This is a genomic window from Brachybacterium alimentarium, assembly GCF_002332425.1.
GTDB lineage: Bacteria > Actinomycetota > Actinomycetes > Actinomycetales > Dermabacteraceae > Brachybacterium > Brachybacterium alimentarium.
Genome location: NZ_NRGS01000017.1, coordinates 104615 through 119726, shown reverse-complemented (window position 1 = coordinate 119726; position 15112 = coordinate 104615). Strand labels below are relative to the sequence as shown.

11 protein-coding genes are annotated in these 15112 nt (G+C 71.2%); 8 read left to right on the top strand and 3 right to left on the bottom strand.

Features of this window, described 5'->3' with window-relative positions; all coding sequences use genetic code 11:
• The first annotated feature begins 22 nt into the window (after positions 1 to 22).
• The 3 genes from mnmA to CIK71_RS10710 are packed head-to-tail and all read left to right on the top strand — an operon-like array spanning position 23 to position 5097.
• Entirely contained in the window at positions 23 to 1267 is a 1245-nt protein-coding gene (gene mnmA, locus CIK71_RS10720; RefSeq protein ID WP_096165663.1) for a tRNA 2-thiouridine(34) synthase MnmA, read from the top strand.
• Positions 1264 to 2388, top strand: a complete 1125-nt coding sequence (locus tag CIK71_RS10715) for a hypothetical protein (protein ID WP_096165661.1) — start codon at positions 1264 to 1266, stop codon at positions 2386 to 2388. The genes mnmA and CIK71_RS10715 overlap by 4 nt, the downstream gene beginning before the upstream one ends.
• 45 nt (positions 2389 to 2433) lie before the next feature.
• Positions 2434 to 5097, top strand: coding sequence for an NAD-dependent DNA ligase LigA (locus CIK71_RS10710; protein WP_096165730.1), 2664 nt, complete (start codon positions 2434 to 2436; stop codon positions 5095 to 5097).
• 64 nt (positions 5098 to 5161) lie between these two features.
• Here CIK71_RS10710 and CIK71_RS10705 read toward each other — a convergent pair whose 3' ends face one another.
• Together CIK71_RS10705 and CIK71_RS10700 are read right to left on the bottom strand one after the other, a co-directional pair.
• The gene (locus CIK71_RS10705; RefSeq protein WP_096165660.1) at positions 5162 to 7414 is read right to left on the bottom strand and encodes a RecQ family ATP-dependent DNA helicase; all 2253 of its coding nucleotides are present in this window, start codon (positions 7412 to 7414) and stop codon (positions 5162 to 5164) included.
• 101 nt (positions 7415 to 7515) lie between these two features.
• Positions 7516 to 7728: a hypothetical protein gene (locus CIK71_RS10700; protein ID WP_096165659.1), complete on the bottom strand. Its 213-nt coding sequence runs from the start codon at positions 7726 to 7728 to the stop codon at positions 7516 to 7518.
• Positions 7729 to 7812: 84 nt separating this feature from the next.
• Here CIK71_RS10700 and CIK71_RS10695 point away from each other — a divergent pair, with 84 nt between their 5' ends.
• From CIK71_RS10695 to gatB, 4 genes are read left to right on the top strand one after another with little or no spacing between them, the layout of a single operon-like run.
• Complete coding sequence (locus CIK71_RS10695) at positions 7813 to 8730, top strand: GNAT family N-acetyltransferase (RefSeq protein WP_096165657.1); 918 nt, start codon at positions 7813 to 7815, stop codon at positions 8728 to 8730.
• A gap of 53 nt (positions 8731 to 8783) precedes the next feature.
• Positions 8784 to 9080: an Asp-tRNA(Asn)/Glu-tRNA(Gln) amidotransferase subunit GatC gene (gatC, locus tag CIK71_RS10690; protein WP_096165655.1), complete on the top strand. Its 297-nt coding sequence runs from the start codon at positions 8784 to 8786 to the stop codon at positions 9078 to 9080.
• Between the two features lie 19 nt (positions 9081 to 9099).
• A complete protein-coding gene (gene gatA / locus CIK71_RS10685) occupies positions 9100 to 10605 on the top strand; it encodes an Asp-tRNA(Asn)/Glu-tRNA(Gln) amidotransferase subunit GatA (RefSeq protein WP_096165654.1) in 1506 nt (501 codons plus the stop codon).
• Positions 10605 to 12119, top strand: coding sequence for an Asp-tRNA(Asn)/Glu-tRNA(Gln) amidotransferase subunit GatB (gene gatB / locus CIK71_RS10680; protein ID WP_096165652.1), 1515 nt, complete (start codon positions 10605 to 10607; stop codon positions 12117 to 12119). Before gatA ends, gatB begins: the two co-directional genes overlap by 1 nt.
• A 164-nt stretch (positions 12120 to 12283) precedes the next feature.
• On the opposite strand, the gene CIK71_RS10675 is transcribed toward gatB, so the two are convergent.
• On the bottom strand, positions 12284 to 13114 hold the full coding sequence (locus CIK71_RS10675) for a helix-turn-helix transcriptional regulator (RefSeq protein ID WP_096165650.1): 831 nt from the start codon (positions 13112 to 13114) through the stop codon (positions 12284 to 12286).
• 106 nt (positions 13115 to 13220) lie between these two features.
• On the opposite strand from CIK71_RS10675, the gene ilvD reads away from it, so the two are divergent.
• Positions 13221 to 15053: a dihydroxy-acid dehydratase gene (gene ilvD / locus CIK71_RS10670; protein WP_096165649.1), complete on the top strand. Its 1833-nt coding sequence runs from the start codon at positions 13221 to 13223 to the stop codon at positions 15051 to 15053.
• The last annotated feature ends 59 nt before the right edge of the window (positions 15054 to 15112 follow it).

The following is a 15112-nucleotide window of genomic DNA, read 5'->3' as shown; positions in this document are numbered from 1 at the left end:
GATTCAAGGAGGTGACGGGACGATGAAGGTGCTCGCAGCGATGAGTGGTGGGGTCGACTCGGCCGTCGCCGCGGCCCGCGCGGCCGAGGCGGGCCACGAGGTCGTCGGCGTCCACATGGCCCTGTCCAAGAACCGGGACCAGACCCGCTCCGGCTCCCGGGGATGCTGCACCGTCGAGGACGCCTCCGACGCCCGGCGTGCCGCAGACCGCATCGGCATCCCGTACTACGTGTGGGACCTCTCCGACGACTTCCACGACCTCGTCGTCGAGGACTTCCTGTCCGAGTACGCCGCCGGCCGCACCCCCAACCCCTGCGTGCGCTGCAACGAGCGGATCAAGTTCGCCACCCTCATGGACCGTGCCCGGCTGCTCGGCTTCGACGCCGTGTGCACCGGCCACTACGCCTCGATCCGCACCGACGGCCCGGACGGCGCGCCGTCCCTGCACCGCTCCCGCAACATGGCGAAGGACCAGTCCTATGTCCTGGCCGTGATGGGTCCGGACGCCGTGGGCCGCTCGCTGTTCCCGCTGGGGGAGTACGAGACCAAGGAGGAGGTGCGGGCCGAGGCCCGGGCACGCGGACTCGGCGTCTCCACCAAGCCGGACAGCTACGACATCTGCTTCGTGGCCGACGGCGACACCCAGGGCTTCCTCGAGCGCAACCTCGGGGCCTCGCCCGGCGAGATCCTCGACGCGGACGGCAGCGTGATCGGCTCCCACCAGGGCACCCACGGCTTCACCATCGGCCAGCGCAAGGGCCTGGGCATCCAGCACCCCGCGGCCGACGGCGCGCCCCGCTACGTGGTCGACATCGACCCCTCCTCCCGCCAGGTCGTCGTCGGTGCGGCGGAGCTGCTGTCCACCCGCGAGCTCATCGCCACCGACGTGATCTCCTTCGAGCCGCTGTCCGTCGGCCGCGAGGTGCGCGCCCAGATCCGAGCGCATGGCGAGGCCACCCCGGCCCGCCTGCTCGAAGTCCCGACCGACGCCACGGTCCCCGCCACCACCGCCGATAGCGCTGCCGCCGGGGCCACCGCCGATAGTGCTGCCACCGGCGCCGCTGCCACCGGCGCCGCCGCCACCGGGGCCACTGCCACTGGCGCTGCTGCCACCGGGGCCGGCACCGACCCTGACGCCCCCACCGCCGACTCGAGCCTCCGCGTGAGTCTCGAGACCCCGATCCGAGGCGTCGCGCCCGGTCAGACCCTCGTCCTGTACGACGGCGACCGTGTGATCGCCGCCGCCACCCTGGAGCGACGCGCATGACGACACTGGTCACCCTCACGGGCGACGGCACCTTCCGAGTGCCCACCCCTGCCGAGACGCTCCGCCTCGAGCTCCCCGACGATCCGCACCTGGCCGCGCTGATGCGCCTGCGCGCTCTGCTGGGCGACGATCTCGACGAGCAGATCGCGACCCGGCTCTACCTGCCCTCGGCGCTCGGCACCGACGAGACCGACCACCTGCTGCCGGCCACCCTGGCCCTGCTCGCCGAGACCACCGGCGACCTCGTCAGCTACGGCTGGCGGCTGGGCCCGGGCATCGGGCGCGCCTGGCAGCACGCCCGCGAGCTGCGCGACCGGCTCCTGGACGCCGCCCGCATCGCCCTGCTCGGCTACGAGGGACCGCTGATGACGACGGCGCTCGGCCCGGTCACCCTGGCCGGCGCCACCTTCCTGAACTCGGGCGAACGCACCCTCGGTGATCCCGGCGCCGTGCGCGACCTGCCGCTGCTGCTGGCCGAGGGACTCATCGACCACCTCACCGAGGTCCGTGAGCGGGTCCCGGGCGCGCGCCCTCACCTGCTGCTGCGTGAGGACGCGGTCGCCGGTGTGCACGAGGGGCGCATCCCCACCCCGTCCGGTCGCCGCGCCTACCCGGCCGTCCCGGCTCCCGAGATTGGGGCGCTGTGGCGCAGCCTGATCGTCGCGCTCGAGGACGCCGGCCTGGGCGCGGACTCGATCACCATCGGGATCGGCGCAGATCTCGAGCTGCTGCGCGCCGCACGCGATGCGGGCGTGCGCAGGATGACGCTCGGCCCGCGCCGCATGCCGACGCTCGAGGACCCCCGAGGTCGCGCCCTGTGGGAGGGGATCGCCGATGCCCGCGAGGCCGGCTGCTCCTTCGAGGTCGTCGTCGATCCGCGCCCCGGCGGCAAGCTCGCCCCCGAGCTCGAGAAGCTTCTGGGCATCTGGAACCAGATGGGATACGCCGACGCCGATGCGGCCGGCTGCACCCTGCTGGCGAACACGGGCGTCTCGCACGACGTCCACGCCGGCAGGCTCGATCCCTCAGCGCAGCCGGAGCTGTCGACCATGCTCGATGAGAACGCCCTGGAATCGCTCCTGCGCGCCGCGCCGCCGTGGGCGGAGCGCGTCGCGGGCTGATCCGCCCGGCTATGCCTTGTCAGGACGGTGGGTCACAATGTCCTGGTGAGTCAGGACGAGCAGGACACCCAGCACACCGCATCCACCGAGCGTTCGGGGGGCGACGCCACCCAGGCGCAGCAGCGCATCGCCGAGCTGACGGCTCAGATCGAGAAGGCGATCGAGGACTACTACGTCCATGACGCCCCGACCCTCGCCGACGCCGAGTACGACGCGCTGGAGCGCGAGCTGCGCGAGCTCGAGGAGCGGCACCCGCAGCTGGCCAAGGAGGATTCCCCGACGCAGACGGTGCACGGCGCGGTGGCCGAGGGTCTCGCGGAGATCGATCACGCGGAGCGGATGCTCAGCCTCGACAACGTCTTCTCCGTCCAGGAGCTGCGCGACTGGTGCGCCCATGCCGGCGCCGAGCTCGGCCAGGACGTCCGCTGGCTCACCGAGTTGAAGATCGACGGTCTCGCGATCAACCTCCGCTATGAGCGCGGCGAGCTGGTCACGGCCGCGACCCGCGGCGACGGGCGCACCGGCGAGGATGTCACCGCCAACGCGGTGCAGATCCCCGGCATCCCGCGGTCCCTGTCCGGCAGCGGCCATCCCGACCTGGTCGAGGTGCGCGGCGAGGTGTTCATGCCGACCGCGGACTTCGCCCGTCTGAACGACTTCCAGGTGGAGCTGCGTGAGCGCGCGGTCGCCGAATCCCGCTCGCGCTGGGAATCGCGTCAGGCCGCGGGCCGGCGCGCGTTCGACGAGGAACGGGAGCAGCTGGCCGCGACCCGCCGCTTCCCGACCTTCGCGAACCCGCGCAACACCGCGGCCGGAGGGCTGCGCCAGCAGCTCGAGAAGAAGACAGGTCTGGAGCGTGAGGCGGGCGACGCCCGGCTCACCTCCCTGCGGCTGACGGTGCACGGCCTCGGCGCCTGGCCGGACCCGCCCGTCGGCTCCCAGAGCGAGGTCTACGACCTGCTGGAGTCCTGGGGGCTCCCGACCAGCCACTACATGAAGGTCGTGACCTCGTCGGAGGAGGTGGTCGACTACGTCGAGCACTACGGCGAGCACCGCCACGACGTCGAGCACGAGATCGACGGCATCGTCGTGAAGGTCGACTCCTTCGCGCAGCAGCGGGCCCTGGGCGCGACCTCGCGCGCCCCGCGCTGGGCGACCGCCTTCAAGTATCCGCCCGAAGAGGTCACCACCAAGCTCCTGGACATCCAGGTGCAGGTGGGACGCACCGGCCGCGTCACCCCCTTCGGCGTCATGGAACCGGTGACCGTCGCCGGCTCCACGGTCGAGAAGGCCACGCTGCACAACCAGTTCGATGTGGAGCGCAAGGGCGTGCTGATCGGCGACACCATCGTGCTGCGCAAGGCCGGCGACGTGATCCCGGAGATCCTGGGCCCCGTCGACTCCCTGCGCGACGGCAGCGAGCGCCCCTTCGTGATGCCCACGCAGTGCCCGGCCTGCGGCACCACCATCCGGCCCGAGCGGGAGGGCGACAAGGACTGGCGCTGTCCCAACCAGAAGAACTGTCCCGCGCAGGTCACCGGGCGCGTGGAGCACGCCGCCTCCCGAGGAGGCTTCGACATCGAGGCGCTCGGTGAGGAGTCCGCCATCGCCCTGACGGATCCCGACAAGCGCCGCGGGGAGGCGCTCGCCGCCCTGAGCGCCGGGCACAGCATCCACCTCCCGATCCGCGAGGCCTCCGACGCGGAGCTCGAGAACTTCGTCGTGGTGAAGAACGGTCGGGTCACCCAGGGCACCGATGGCGTGCCGCTGCTGCAGATCACCTCGGCGGAGGATCCTCTGCTGCCCGGGCTGCAGGAGCCCGTGGTCACCATCGGCAGCAATCTGTTCGACCTCACCGTCGAGGACCTGCGGGACGTGGTCGTCTGGCAGCCGGAGCGTCGTGACGGGGAGCCGACGGGGGACTGGCGCATCCAGCCCGCCTTCTGGTCCCGTCCGCAGTTCAAGCACTTCAAGCGCGACGGCGTCTGGACGCAGCACAAGGCCCCGACCGTGCTGAAGACCACCGAGACCCTCGCCTCCGAGCTCGAGAAGGCGAAGAGCCAGCCGCTGTGGCGGGTGCTCGTCGCGCTGTCGATCCGGCACGTGGGGCCGACGGCCGCACGCTCTCTCGCCACCGCCTACGGGTCGATGGACGCCATCCGCGAGGCGAGCGTCGACCAGCTCGCCGACACCGACGGCGTGGGTCCGATCATCGCGGAGGCCGTGGTCGAGTGGTTCGACGTGGACTGGCACCGCGAGCTCGTCGATGCCTGGGCCGCGTCCGGCGTGCGGATGGTCGACGAGGTCGAGGAGGGCTTCGTGAAGACCCTCGAGGGCCTGACGATCGTGGTCACCGGCGGGCTGGAGGGCTTCAGCCGTGACGGCGCGAAGGAAGCGATCATCACCCGCGGCGGCAAGGCCTCGGGCTCGGTCTCCAAGAAGACCGACTTCGTGGTGGTCGGCGAGAACGCCGGTACCAAGGAGACCAAGGCCCGCGACCTCGGACTGAGGATCCTCGACGAGGCCGGGTTCGTCGCGCTGCTCGACGGCGGGGCCGACGCGGTCGTCGAGGCCGACGCCGAGGACGAGGCCGCAGCCGGAGACCAGACCGGAGCCGACGCCGAGGACGGGGCGGCCGCCCCGGACGAGACGGCGGTGGAGGAGAGCTCGGCAGACGAGACCGTCGAGGAACCGTCGACGGACGCGTAGTCCGACGGCACGGCGGGCCCCATGTCGGCGAGATCGCCGGCGCGGACCCGCAGCGCCGAGGTGCTCACGCCTCCTGGGCGAGGGCGATCGGCAGCACCGGACCGGAGCCCGCGCGCCGCAGCAGGCGCGCGGCGATGGTCATCGTCCACCGGGTGTCGATCATGTCGTCCACCAGCAGGATCGGGGCACCGTCCAGGGCCTGCAGGCGCTGCTGCAGCTCCGGGGTGACCGCGAAACGGTTCCAGAGGGCGGCGACCCGGAAGGCGCTGTTGCGAGCCCCGTTCAGAGGAGCCGCCTCGGGGGCGAGGCCGAGCTGACCGAGATTCTCGAGCCGACCGACCGACGCGATGCCCGAGGCGAGTGAGCTCACCAGATGCGGACGCGTGGCCGAGGGCACGGCCAGCACTCCGACGGGTCGCCGGGCCCAGTCCCATTCGGCGAGGACCTCGACGATCCGGGAGCCGATGCGCTCGGGCACCTCGGCGTCGACGCGGTGGCCGTTCTCGTCGGTGCGCAGCAGCTCGCGCAGGGGGACCGCCCATCCCAGATCCGACATGCGCGCGATCACGCGCCCCACCTCGGCCCGTTCGGATTCGGGGATGCGGCCCTTGGGAGGAGCGCTCCCGTCGAGAGTGACCTGCAGACGATCCAGGCCCTGCGGCCACTGAGCACGCGGCTCGACCGGCACGCCGACACGATCCAGCAGCGCGGCGACCTGGGTATCGGCCGCGGAGCCCGCCGCTGCCGGAGCGTCGACCGCGGGATACCAGGGTCCTGAGCAGACGTCGCAGCGGCCGCAGGGGACGGCTGTGGTGTCGTCGAGCTGACGGGCCAGGAACACCATCCTGCACTGGGCCGGGTCCGCAGCGACCGCCTCGGGGCCCTGGCCGTCCGCGCCGAGACGCTCATAGGCGAGCATCGCCTGCTGCTCCTCGCGACGAGTGCGCGCCACGTTCTCGTACCGCTCGGCGTCGTAGTGCCACGGAGCACCGGTCGCGATCCAACCTCCGCGCACGGCCTCGACCGCGCCGTCGACCGCGAGGACCTTCAGCAGCAGCTCGAGCGCGGTGCGGCGCACGTCCACCCGCGCCTCGAGAGCCGGCGTGCTCAGCGGGGAGCCGGACTCCGCCAAAGCGCTGAGCACCTGCGCCGCGGACTCCTGCGAGGGCATCGACGCCGTGGCGAAGTACTCCCAGATCGCTCGGTCCTCACGCCCGGGAAGCAGCAGCACGTCAGCAGTGTCCGTCGCACGGCCGGCACGCCCCACCTGCTGGTAGTAGGCGACCGGCGAGCTCGGTGCGCCCAGATGGATCACGAAGCCGAGGTCGGGCTTGTCGAAGCCCATGCCCAGCGCGCTCGTGGCGGCGAGAGCCTTGAGCCGATTGTCCTTGAGGTCCGCCTCGAGCTGGGCGCGTTCCTCGGCATCCGTGCGCCCCGTGTAGGCGCGCACGGGCCGGTCGGGACGGTTCAGCAGCGTCGCCAGGTCCTCCGCGGCGGAGACGGTGAGGGTATAGATGATGCCGGACCCCTCGAAGGAGTCCAGGTGGCGCACCAGATAGTCCAGCCGCTGCCGGTCATCGGGCAGGGACAGGGAGCCCAGTCGCAGGGATCGCCGGGTGAGCGGGCCACGCAGCGTCAGCACCCCCGAGGTGGTCGTCTCGGGGCCCTGCGCGATGACCCCAAGCTGCTCCTCGACGTCCGCGACCACGCGGCTGTTGGCGGTCGCGGTGGTGGCGAGCACGGGCACCTCCGGGCCGAGCTGCGCGACGAGATCCCGCAGCCGGCGGTAGTCGGGCCGGAAGTCGTGCCCCCAGTCGGAGATGCAGTGCGCCTCATCGATCACCAGCAGGCCGCAGCGCTCGACCAGGCGGGGCAGCTGCTCTCCGCGGAAGCGGGGGTTCACCAGACGCTCGGGGGAGACCAGCAGCACATCGATCTCATCGGCTGCGAGGCTCTGCTCGATCTCCTGCCACTGCGTGGGGTTCGCCGAGCTGATCGCCTCGGCCCGGACCCCGGCTCGCGCGGCCGCGGCGACCTGGTCGCGCATGAGCGCGATCAGCGGGGAGACGATGAGTGCCGGTCCAGCGCCGCGGCGACGCTGCAGCAGGGAGGCGAGGAAGTAGACGGCGGACTTCCCCCATCCCGTGCGCTGGACCACGAGCACGCGGCGCCGTTCCTCGACGAGTGCCGAGATCGCCTCGAACTGCCCCGCATGGAAATCGGCATCGGGGCGCCCGGTGAGCGCGGCCAGAGCCTGCTGCGCCTCGTCGTGCAGTGCCGAGTCGGACGGGGCGGGGGAGGGCTGCGAGGGTTCCATGCCCCCAGTGTGGCAACTCGTGCCGACGCGCGAGCTGGCAGAGCGCCGTGGTGGACAGAACCCGTCCCGGCCCCGATGGGGAGGAGAGGTCGCTGGGAGGCTCAGGTGTCGTCGGAGGCGGAGTTCTCGCGGGCCAGACGGCGCAGACGCTCCGACGTGGATTCGTCATCGCGCAGCGGATCTTCCTTGGTCGCCAGCGCGCGGCGCATCTTGGCCTCGAGCTCCTGCGCCTCCCGGATCGTCGGATCGTCCGAGGGCTGGTCCTCGTCCTCGGGATCGTGGGCGTGGTGATCGACGTTCGGGTCGACAGACATGACGGCGCCTTCCTTCAGGAGTCGGCCTCAGGGACCTCGGCTGGTGGGCGGAAGTCTACCGGGGAGGTGACTACGATCGATCAGGTGAGCCCTCGATCCCGTCGCACCTCGTCCCAGGCCGATCGCAGGTCGGCCCGTCACTCCGCACGCCCCGCGTCAGGCAGGGCGCTCGGCGGATACCACCTCGTCGAGGCGCTCATCGCCGGGTGGCGGCCGCTGCAGCGCCTGGACGTGGACGGCTTCGCGCTGCTGCGCTCGCGGGGGATCACCCGCCGCGCCAACAGCGCCGTCGCCGTGGACGCCCCCTCGGACGAGGCCTCGCTCCTCGCCGCGGTCGAACGGATCGAGGGACTGCTCGCGATGACCGGGGAGCAGGCCTGCTTCCGGGTCCTGGACGCGCACGGCCCCGAAACGCTCGACGGCCTCCTCGCCGCGCGCGGGTACGACGCCACCGGTCACAGCACCCTGCTCGAGCTCCCGCTGGACCGCGCCCGCACCGCGGCCCCGCATCCGTCGGCCGAGATCCGCACCGGAGCGCTGGACGAGGATTGGTTCGAGGCCGCCTGGTCGCTGGCGCCCCGCGACGGGGACGACGCCCGCGCCACGATGCACGACATCCTCGCCGGCACGCCCTCGGTGCAGGTGCTGCTCCGCTCCAACGGCAACGGCAACGGCAACGGCAACGGCAACGGCGATGACGTCGACGGCGGCGGCGCACCCGTCGCCGTCGGCCGCGCCGCCCTGGTCGAGGCGGGCCGGGGGACCGCAGCGATCCTGAACATGATCGCGGTGGATCCGCAGCGCCGTCGTGAAGGACTCGGCCGCGCCGTCTCGCAGACCCTGCTGGCGATCGCCGCAGTCCAGGGGGCGGATCTCGCCCTGCTCGAGGTCGAGCAGGACAACGCCCCCGCCGCCGCGCTCTACCAGGGACTCGGCTTCCGTCCCCGCGGGAGCTATCACTACCGGAAGCAGGCAGACGCGCCGCCGACCCCTGATTCCTGAGCCGCCTGCGCCGGTCGTCCCCGCCCTGTCGGCGAGCGCCTAGAATGTGCCTCATGCCTTCGATCGGACGAGATGACGTCGCACGCCTCGCCGACCTCGCACGGATCCAGCTCACCGATGAGGAGATCGACCGCTTCGCCGGCGAGTTCGACTCCATCATGGATGCTGTCGCCTCCGTGTCCGAGGTCGCCACCGAGGATGTTCCCGCGACGTCCCACCCCATTGCCATGACCAACGTCTTCCGTGAGGACGTCGTCGAGAACACGCTGACCCAGGAGCAGGCGCTCGCCGGCGCTCCTGACGCGCAGGACGGCCGTTTCGCCGTCCCGCAGATCCTGGGCGAGGAGTGAGAGGAGAGTGACCCCACCGATGAACGACATCATCCGTCGCAGCGCCGCCGCCCAGGCGGCCGCGCTGAACGCAGGCGAGGTCTCCTCCGAGGAGCTCACCCGCGCCCACCTGGATCGCATCAGCGCCGTCGACGGCGACCTGAACGCCTTCCTCCACGTCGACCAGGACGCCGCCCTCGCCACCGCTCGGGACATCGACTCCCGCCGCGCCGACGGCGAGGAGCTGCACGCGCTCGCCGGTGTGCCGATCGCCGTCAAGGACGTCGTGGTCACCGAGGGCCAGCCCACCACCGCCGGCTCCAAGATCCTCGAGGGCTGGATCCCGCCCTACGACGCGACCCTGGTCACGGCCCTGCGCGAGGCCGGCCTGCCGATCCTCGGCAAGACCAACATGGATGAGTTCGCGATGGGCTCGTCCACCGAGACCAGCGCCTACGGCCCCACCCGCAACCCGTGGGACCGCGACCGCATCCCCGGCGGCTCCGGCGGCGGCAGCGCCGCGGCCGTGGGCTCCTACGAGGCCCCGCTCGCGATCGGCACCGATACCGGCGGCTCGATCCGTCAGCCCGGCGCCGTCACCGGCACCGTGGGCGTGAAGCCCACCTACGGCTCCGTCTCCCGCTACGGCCTGATCGCCATGGCCAGCTCGCTGGACCAGGCCGGCCCCGTGACCCGCACCGTCGAGGACTCGGCGCTCCTGCACGAGCTGATCGCGGGCCACGACCCCCACGACTCGACCTCGCTGACCGATCCCGTCGGCTCCTTCGCCGCGGCCGCCCGCAGCAAGGACGTCAAGGGGCTGCGCGTGGGCGTCATCGAGGAGCTCGAGGGCGAGGGCTTCGCCCCTGAGGTCAGCGCCCGCTTCACCGAGTCCCTCGAGCAGCTGGAGCGCGCCGGCGCGGAGATCGTGCGGGTCTCCTGCCCGAACTTCCGCTACGCGCTGGGCGCGTACTACCTGATCATGCCCTCGGAGGCGTCCTCGAACCTCGCGAAGTTCGACGGCATGCGCTTCGGCCTGCGCGTGATCCCCGAGGACCACCCCACCGCCGAGAACGTCATGAAGGCCACCCGCGGCGCCGGCTTCGGCGACGAGGTCAAGCGACGCATCCTGCTGGGCACCTACGCGCTGTCCGCCGGCTACTTCGACGCCTACTACGGCAGCGCCCAGAAGGTGCGCACGCTCGTCCAGCGCGACTTCGCCGCCGCCTTCGAGCAGGTCGACGTGCTCGCCTCGCCGACCTCGCCCACCGTCGCCTTCCGCCTCGGCGAGAAGGTCGACGACCCGATGGCGATGTACATGAACGACATCGCCACCATTCCCGCGAACCTCGCCGGCACGCCGGGCATCTCGATCCCCAGCGGTCTCGCCGAGGACGGCCTGCCCGCCGGCATCCAGTTCCTCGCCCCGGCCCGCGCCGACGAGCGCCTCTACCGGGTGGGCGGCGCCCTGGAGGCACTGCTGGAGGACTCCTGGGGAGGCCCCCTGCTGGCCAAGGCCCCCGAGCTCACGTCAGGAGCGAAGTGATGAGTGCAGCAACCGACATCGAACTCGTCGACTACGACGAGGCCATCTCGCGCTTCGACCCGGTGCTCGGCATCGAGGTCCACGTCGAGCTGGGCACCGCCACCAAGATGTTCGACGGCGCGCCCAACATCTTCGCCGCCGAGCCCAACACGGCGATCACCCCGACCTCGCTGGGCCTGCCCGGCGCGCTGCCGGTCGTGAACCACAAGGCCGTCGAATACGCGATCAGGATCGGCCTGGCGCTGAACTGCTCGATCGCCGAGAACTGCCGGTTCTCGCGCAAGCAGTACTTCTACCCGGACCTCACGAAGAACTTCCAGACCTCGCAGTACGACGAGCCCATCTGCTACGAGGGCTGGGTCGACGTCGAGCTGGAGGACGGCGAGATCATCCGCGTGGAGATCGAGCGCGCCCACATGGAGGAGGACGCCGGGAAGAACACCCACGTCGGCGGCTCCACCGGGCGCATCCACGGTGCGACCCACTCGCAGGTCGACTACAACCGCGCCGGCGTGCCGCTGGTCGAGATCGTCACCAAGCCGATCCCGAACACGAAGGGCCGCGCCCCCGAGGTCGCCGCCGCCTATGTGCGCACCCTGCGCGACATCTTCCGGGCGCTGGACGTCTCCGAGGCGAAGATGGAGCGCGGCAACGTGCGCGCCGACATCAACGTCTCGCTGCGGGAGAACCCCGAGGCCGAGCTCGGCACCCGCACCGAGACGAAGAACGTGAACTCGTTCCGGTCGATCGAGCGCACCGTGCGCTACGAGATCTCCCGTCAGGCGGGCGTGCTCGACGCCGGCGAGAAGATCATCCAGGAGACCCGCCACTTCCACGAGGACACCGGGGGCACGTCCTCGGGCCGCCCGAAGTCCGACGCGGAGGACTACCGCTACTTCCCCGAGCCGGATCTGGTGCCCGTCGCTCCGAGCCGCGAATGGGTCGAGGAGATCCGCGGCAGCCTGCCCGAGCTCCCGGCGGCGCGCCGTCGCCGCCTGCTGGGCGAGTGGGGCTTCACCGACCTCGAGATGCGCGATGCGATCAACGCGGGTGCCCTCGACCTCATCGAGTCGACCGTCGCCGCCGGAACGAGCGCGCAGAGCGCCCGCAAGTGGTGGATGGGCGAGCTGGCGCGGGTCGCCCGCGAGCAGGATTCCGAGCTGGAGGAGCTGGCCGTCACCCCGGCTCAGATCGCCGAGCTGCAGGGCCTGGTCGACGGGAAGAAGATCAACGACAAGATCGCCAAGCAGGTGCTCACCAAGGTCCTGAGTGGCCAGGGAGATCCGGCCGCGATCGTCGAGAAGGACGGCCTCGCCGTCGTCTCGGACGACTCGGTGCTCACGGGCGCCGTCGATCAGGCGATCGCCGACAACCCCGACGTGGTCGCGAAGATCCAGGGCGGCAAGATCCAGGCCATCGGCGCTCTCATCGGCCCGATCATGAAGGCCACCCGCGGTCAGGCGGACGCCGGCCGCGTGCGCGAGATCATCATGGAGAAGCTCGGCGTCAGCTGAGCGGATCCGCGCCGGAGCACAGCGCTACCGGAGCACAGGAGCGCCCGGGAGCCGTCACCATGCGGCCCCGGGCGCTCCTGTGCTCTCGGACCTGCCAGGACTCCCGGCAGCCTGCGGCAGCCCGCGGCAGCCCGCGGGCTCGCTGCCCGCGCACGAGGAGGCGCTCAGCCCTCCAGCAGCCGCGCCGCCGCCGCAGGAGTGCCCTCCTCGGGCAGCGGGAGGTAGGAGACGACGTGGAGATCCGGTGCGTCCTGCGGCACGACGTTGACCTGCTCGAACACGAGACGTCCCACGACCGGATGGAGGAACTCCCGGCGCCGTGAGGCGAAGCGCTCCACCTCGTGGGCGTCCCAGGCGCGGGAGAACTCCTCGCTCTCGGCCCGCAGGTGCCCCACCAGACGCACATGCTGCGGACCGCCGGCCCGGCCACCGGCCTCGGCACGGTACTCGGCGAGGAACTGCCGGCTGGTGCGCTCCCAGTCCGGGAGCATCGAACGCACCCACGGGTCGGTGAAGATGAACTGCAGCAGGTTCCGCTGGGTCGCCTCGGCGTCCCGGACCGCAGGGAACAGTCCTTCGTACGCCCGGTTCCAGGCGGCGATGTCCCAGTGCGGCGTGAGCGCGAAGGCCGGGGCAGGGTCGAGGGCGTCCAGCAGATGCTGCACGTGCGAGGGAACCGGTGCGGGTTCGGCGAGCACGGGGCGCGGGGGAGGAGCGAAGCCGGCCAGACCGAGCACGTAGTCGTGCTCCGCCTCGGTCAGGCGCAGGTTCACGGCGACCGCGTCGACCACCTGGCGCGAGGGGTTGATGTCCCGGCCCTGCTCGAGCCACGTGTACCAGGTGACGCTCACCCCGGAGAGGAACGCGATCTCCTCCCGACGCAGGCCCGTGGTGCGCCCGCGGCCCACGGGCGGCAGGTCGTAGTCGGCCCGCACGACCTCGTTGCGGCGTCGTCGCAGAAAAGTGCCGAGCTCGGCGCGCGGTCCATCGGTCATGCAGCCTCCTGGTCGGCAGGTCGTCCCTGGCGTGAAAACTATCAGTTCCACCACTAGTAGTGGCGGCGTCTTGGTGCCGGGGCGTCCGGGGTGGTCAGATGTCCCTATGCCTCAGCTTCGTTCCCGCACCTCGACCCACGGCCGCAACATGGCCGGTGCTCGCGCCCTCTGGCGCGCGACCGGCATGAAGAGCGGTGATTTCGGCAAGCCGATCATCGCGATCGCGAACTCGTACACCCAGTTCGTCCCCGGTCACGTGCACCTCAAGAACATGGGCGATCTCGTGGCGAGCTCCATCGCCGAGGCCGGCGGCATCTCCAAGGAGTTCAACACCATCGCGGTGGACGACGGCATCGCGATGGGCCACGGCGGCATGCTCTACTCGCTGCCCAGCCGTGACATCATCGCCGACTCCATCGAGTACATGGTCAACGCGCATACGGCGGATGCCCTGGTGTGCATCTCCAACTGCGACAAGATCACCCCCGGCCACATGATGGCCGCGATGCGCCTGAACATCCCGGTCATCTTCGTCTCCGGCGGGCCCTCCGAATCCGGCAAGCCCGTCGAGGGTGTCACCGAGAACCGGATCGACCTGGTCGATGCGATGGCGCTCAGCGCCGACGACTCCATCACCGATGCGCAGCTCGCCGAGGTGGAGGAGAATGCCTGCCCCACCTGTGGCTCCTGCTCGGGCATGTTCACCGCCAACTCGATGAACTGCCTCACCGAGGTGCTCGGCCTCTCGCTGCCCGGCAACGGCACCACGCTCGCCACCCACGCGTTCCGCAAGGAGCTGTTCCTCGAGGCCGGTCGGAAGATCGTCGAGCTGGCCACGCGCTACTACGAGGACGGCGACGAGTCGGTGCTGCCGCGGGCGATCGCCACCAAGGCCGCTTTCTCCAACGCGATGGCGATGGATGTCGCCATGGGCGGTTCCACGAACACGATCCTGCACATCCTCGCGGTCGCGATCGAGGCCGGGGTCGACTTCGGTCTCGATGACATCGACCGCATCTCCCGCCTGGTGCCCACGCTGTCCAAGGTGGCCCCCAACGGCACCGCGCACGTCGAGGACGTCCACCGTGCCGGCGGCATCCCCGCCATCCTCGGGGAGCTCGACCGCGCCGGGCTGCTGGACCACACGATCCACACGGTGCACTCCCCGGACCTCGCCAGCTGGCTGGCGGAGTGGGACATCCGCGGCGGCTCCGCCTCGAAGAAGGCCGAGGCCCTCTTCCACGCGGCCCCGGGCGGCGTGCGCACCACGCAGGCCTTCTCCACCACGAACACCTGGGACGAACTGGACACCGACGGTGAGGAGGGCGTGGTCCGCGCGGTCCCGCATGCCTACACCAAGGACGGCGGCCTCGCCGTGCTCAAGGGCAACCTGGCCCGCGACGGCGCCGTGTTCAAGACCGCCGGCGTCACCGAGGACCTCTTCCACTTCGAGGGCAGCGCAGTGGTCTGCGACTCCCAGGAGGAGGCGGTCCAGAAGATCCTCGACAAGACGGTCAAGGCCGGCGACGTCGTGGTGATCCGTTACGAGGGCCCGCAGGGCGGGCCCGGCATGCAGGAGATGCTCTACCCGACCTCGTTCCTCAAGGGACGCGGTCTGGGCAAGACCTGCGCACTGATCACCGACGGCCGCTTCTCCGGCGGCACCAGCGGCGTCTCGATCGGCCACATCTCCCCGGAGGCGGCCGAGGGTGGCCTGATCGGCCTCATCGAGGACGGCGACACGATCATCATGGACGTCGACAAGCGCCTGCTGGAGCTCGATGTCCCCGAGGAAGAGCTCGCCCGGCGCCGTGAGGCGAAGGGAACGCTGCCGTGGCGGCCGGTGAACCGTGATCGCGTCGTCTCCCAGGCGCTGAAGGTGTACGCGCATCTGGTGCGCTCGGCGACCTACGGGGCGACCCGCCGCCCGCTGGACTGACCGCCGCTGGTCCGACCCGTCGCCCGCTGGTCCGACCCGCACCATCGGGACGCTCCGGA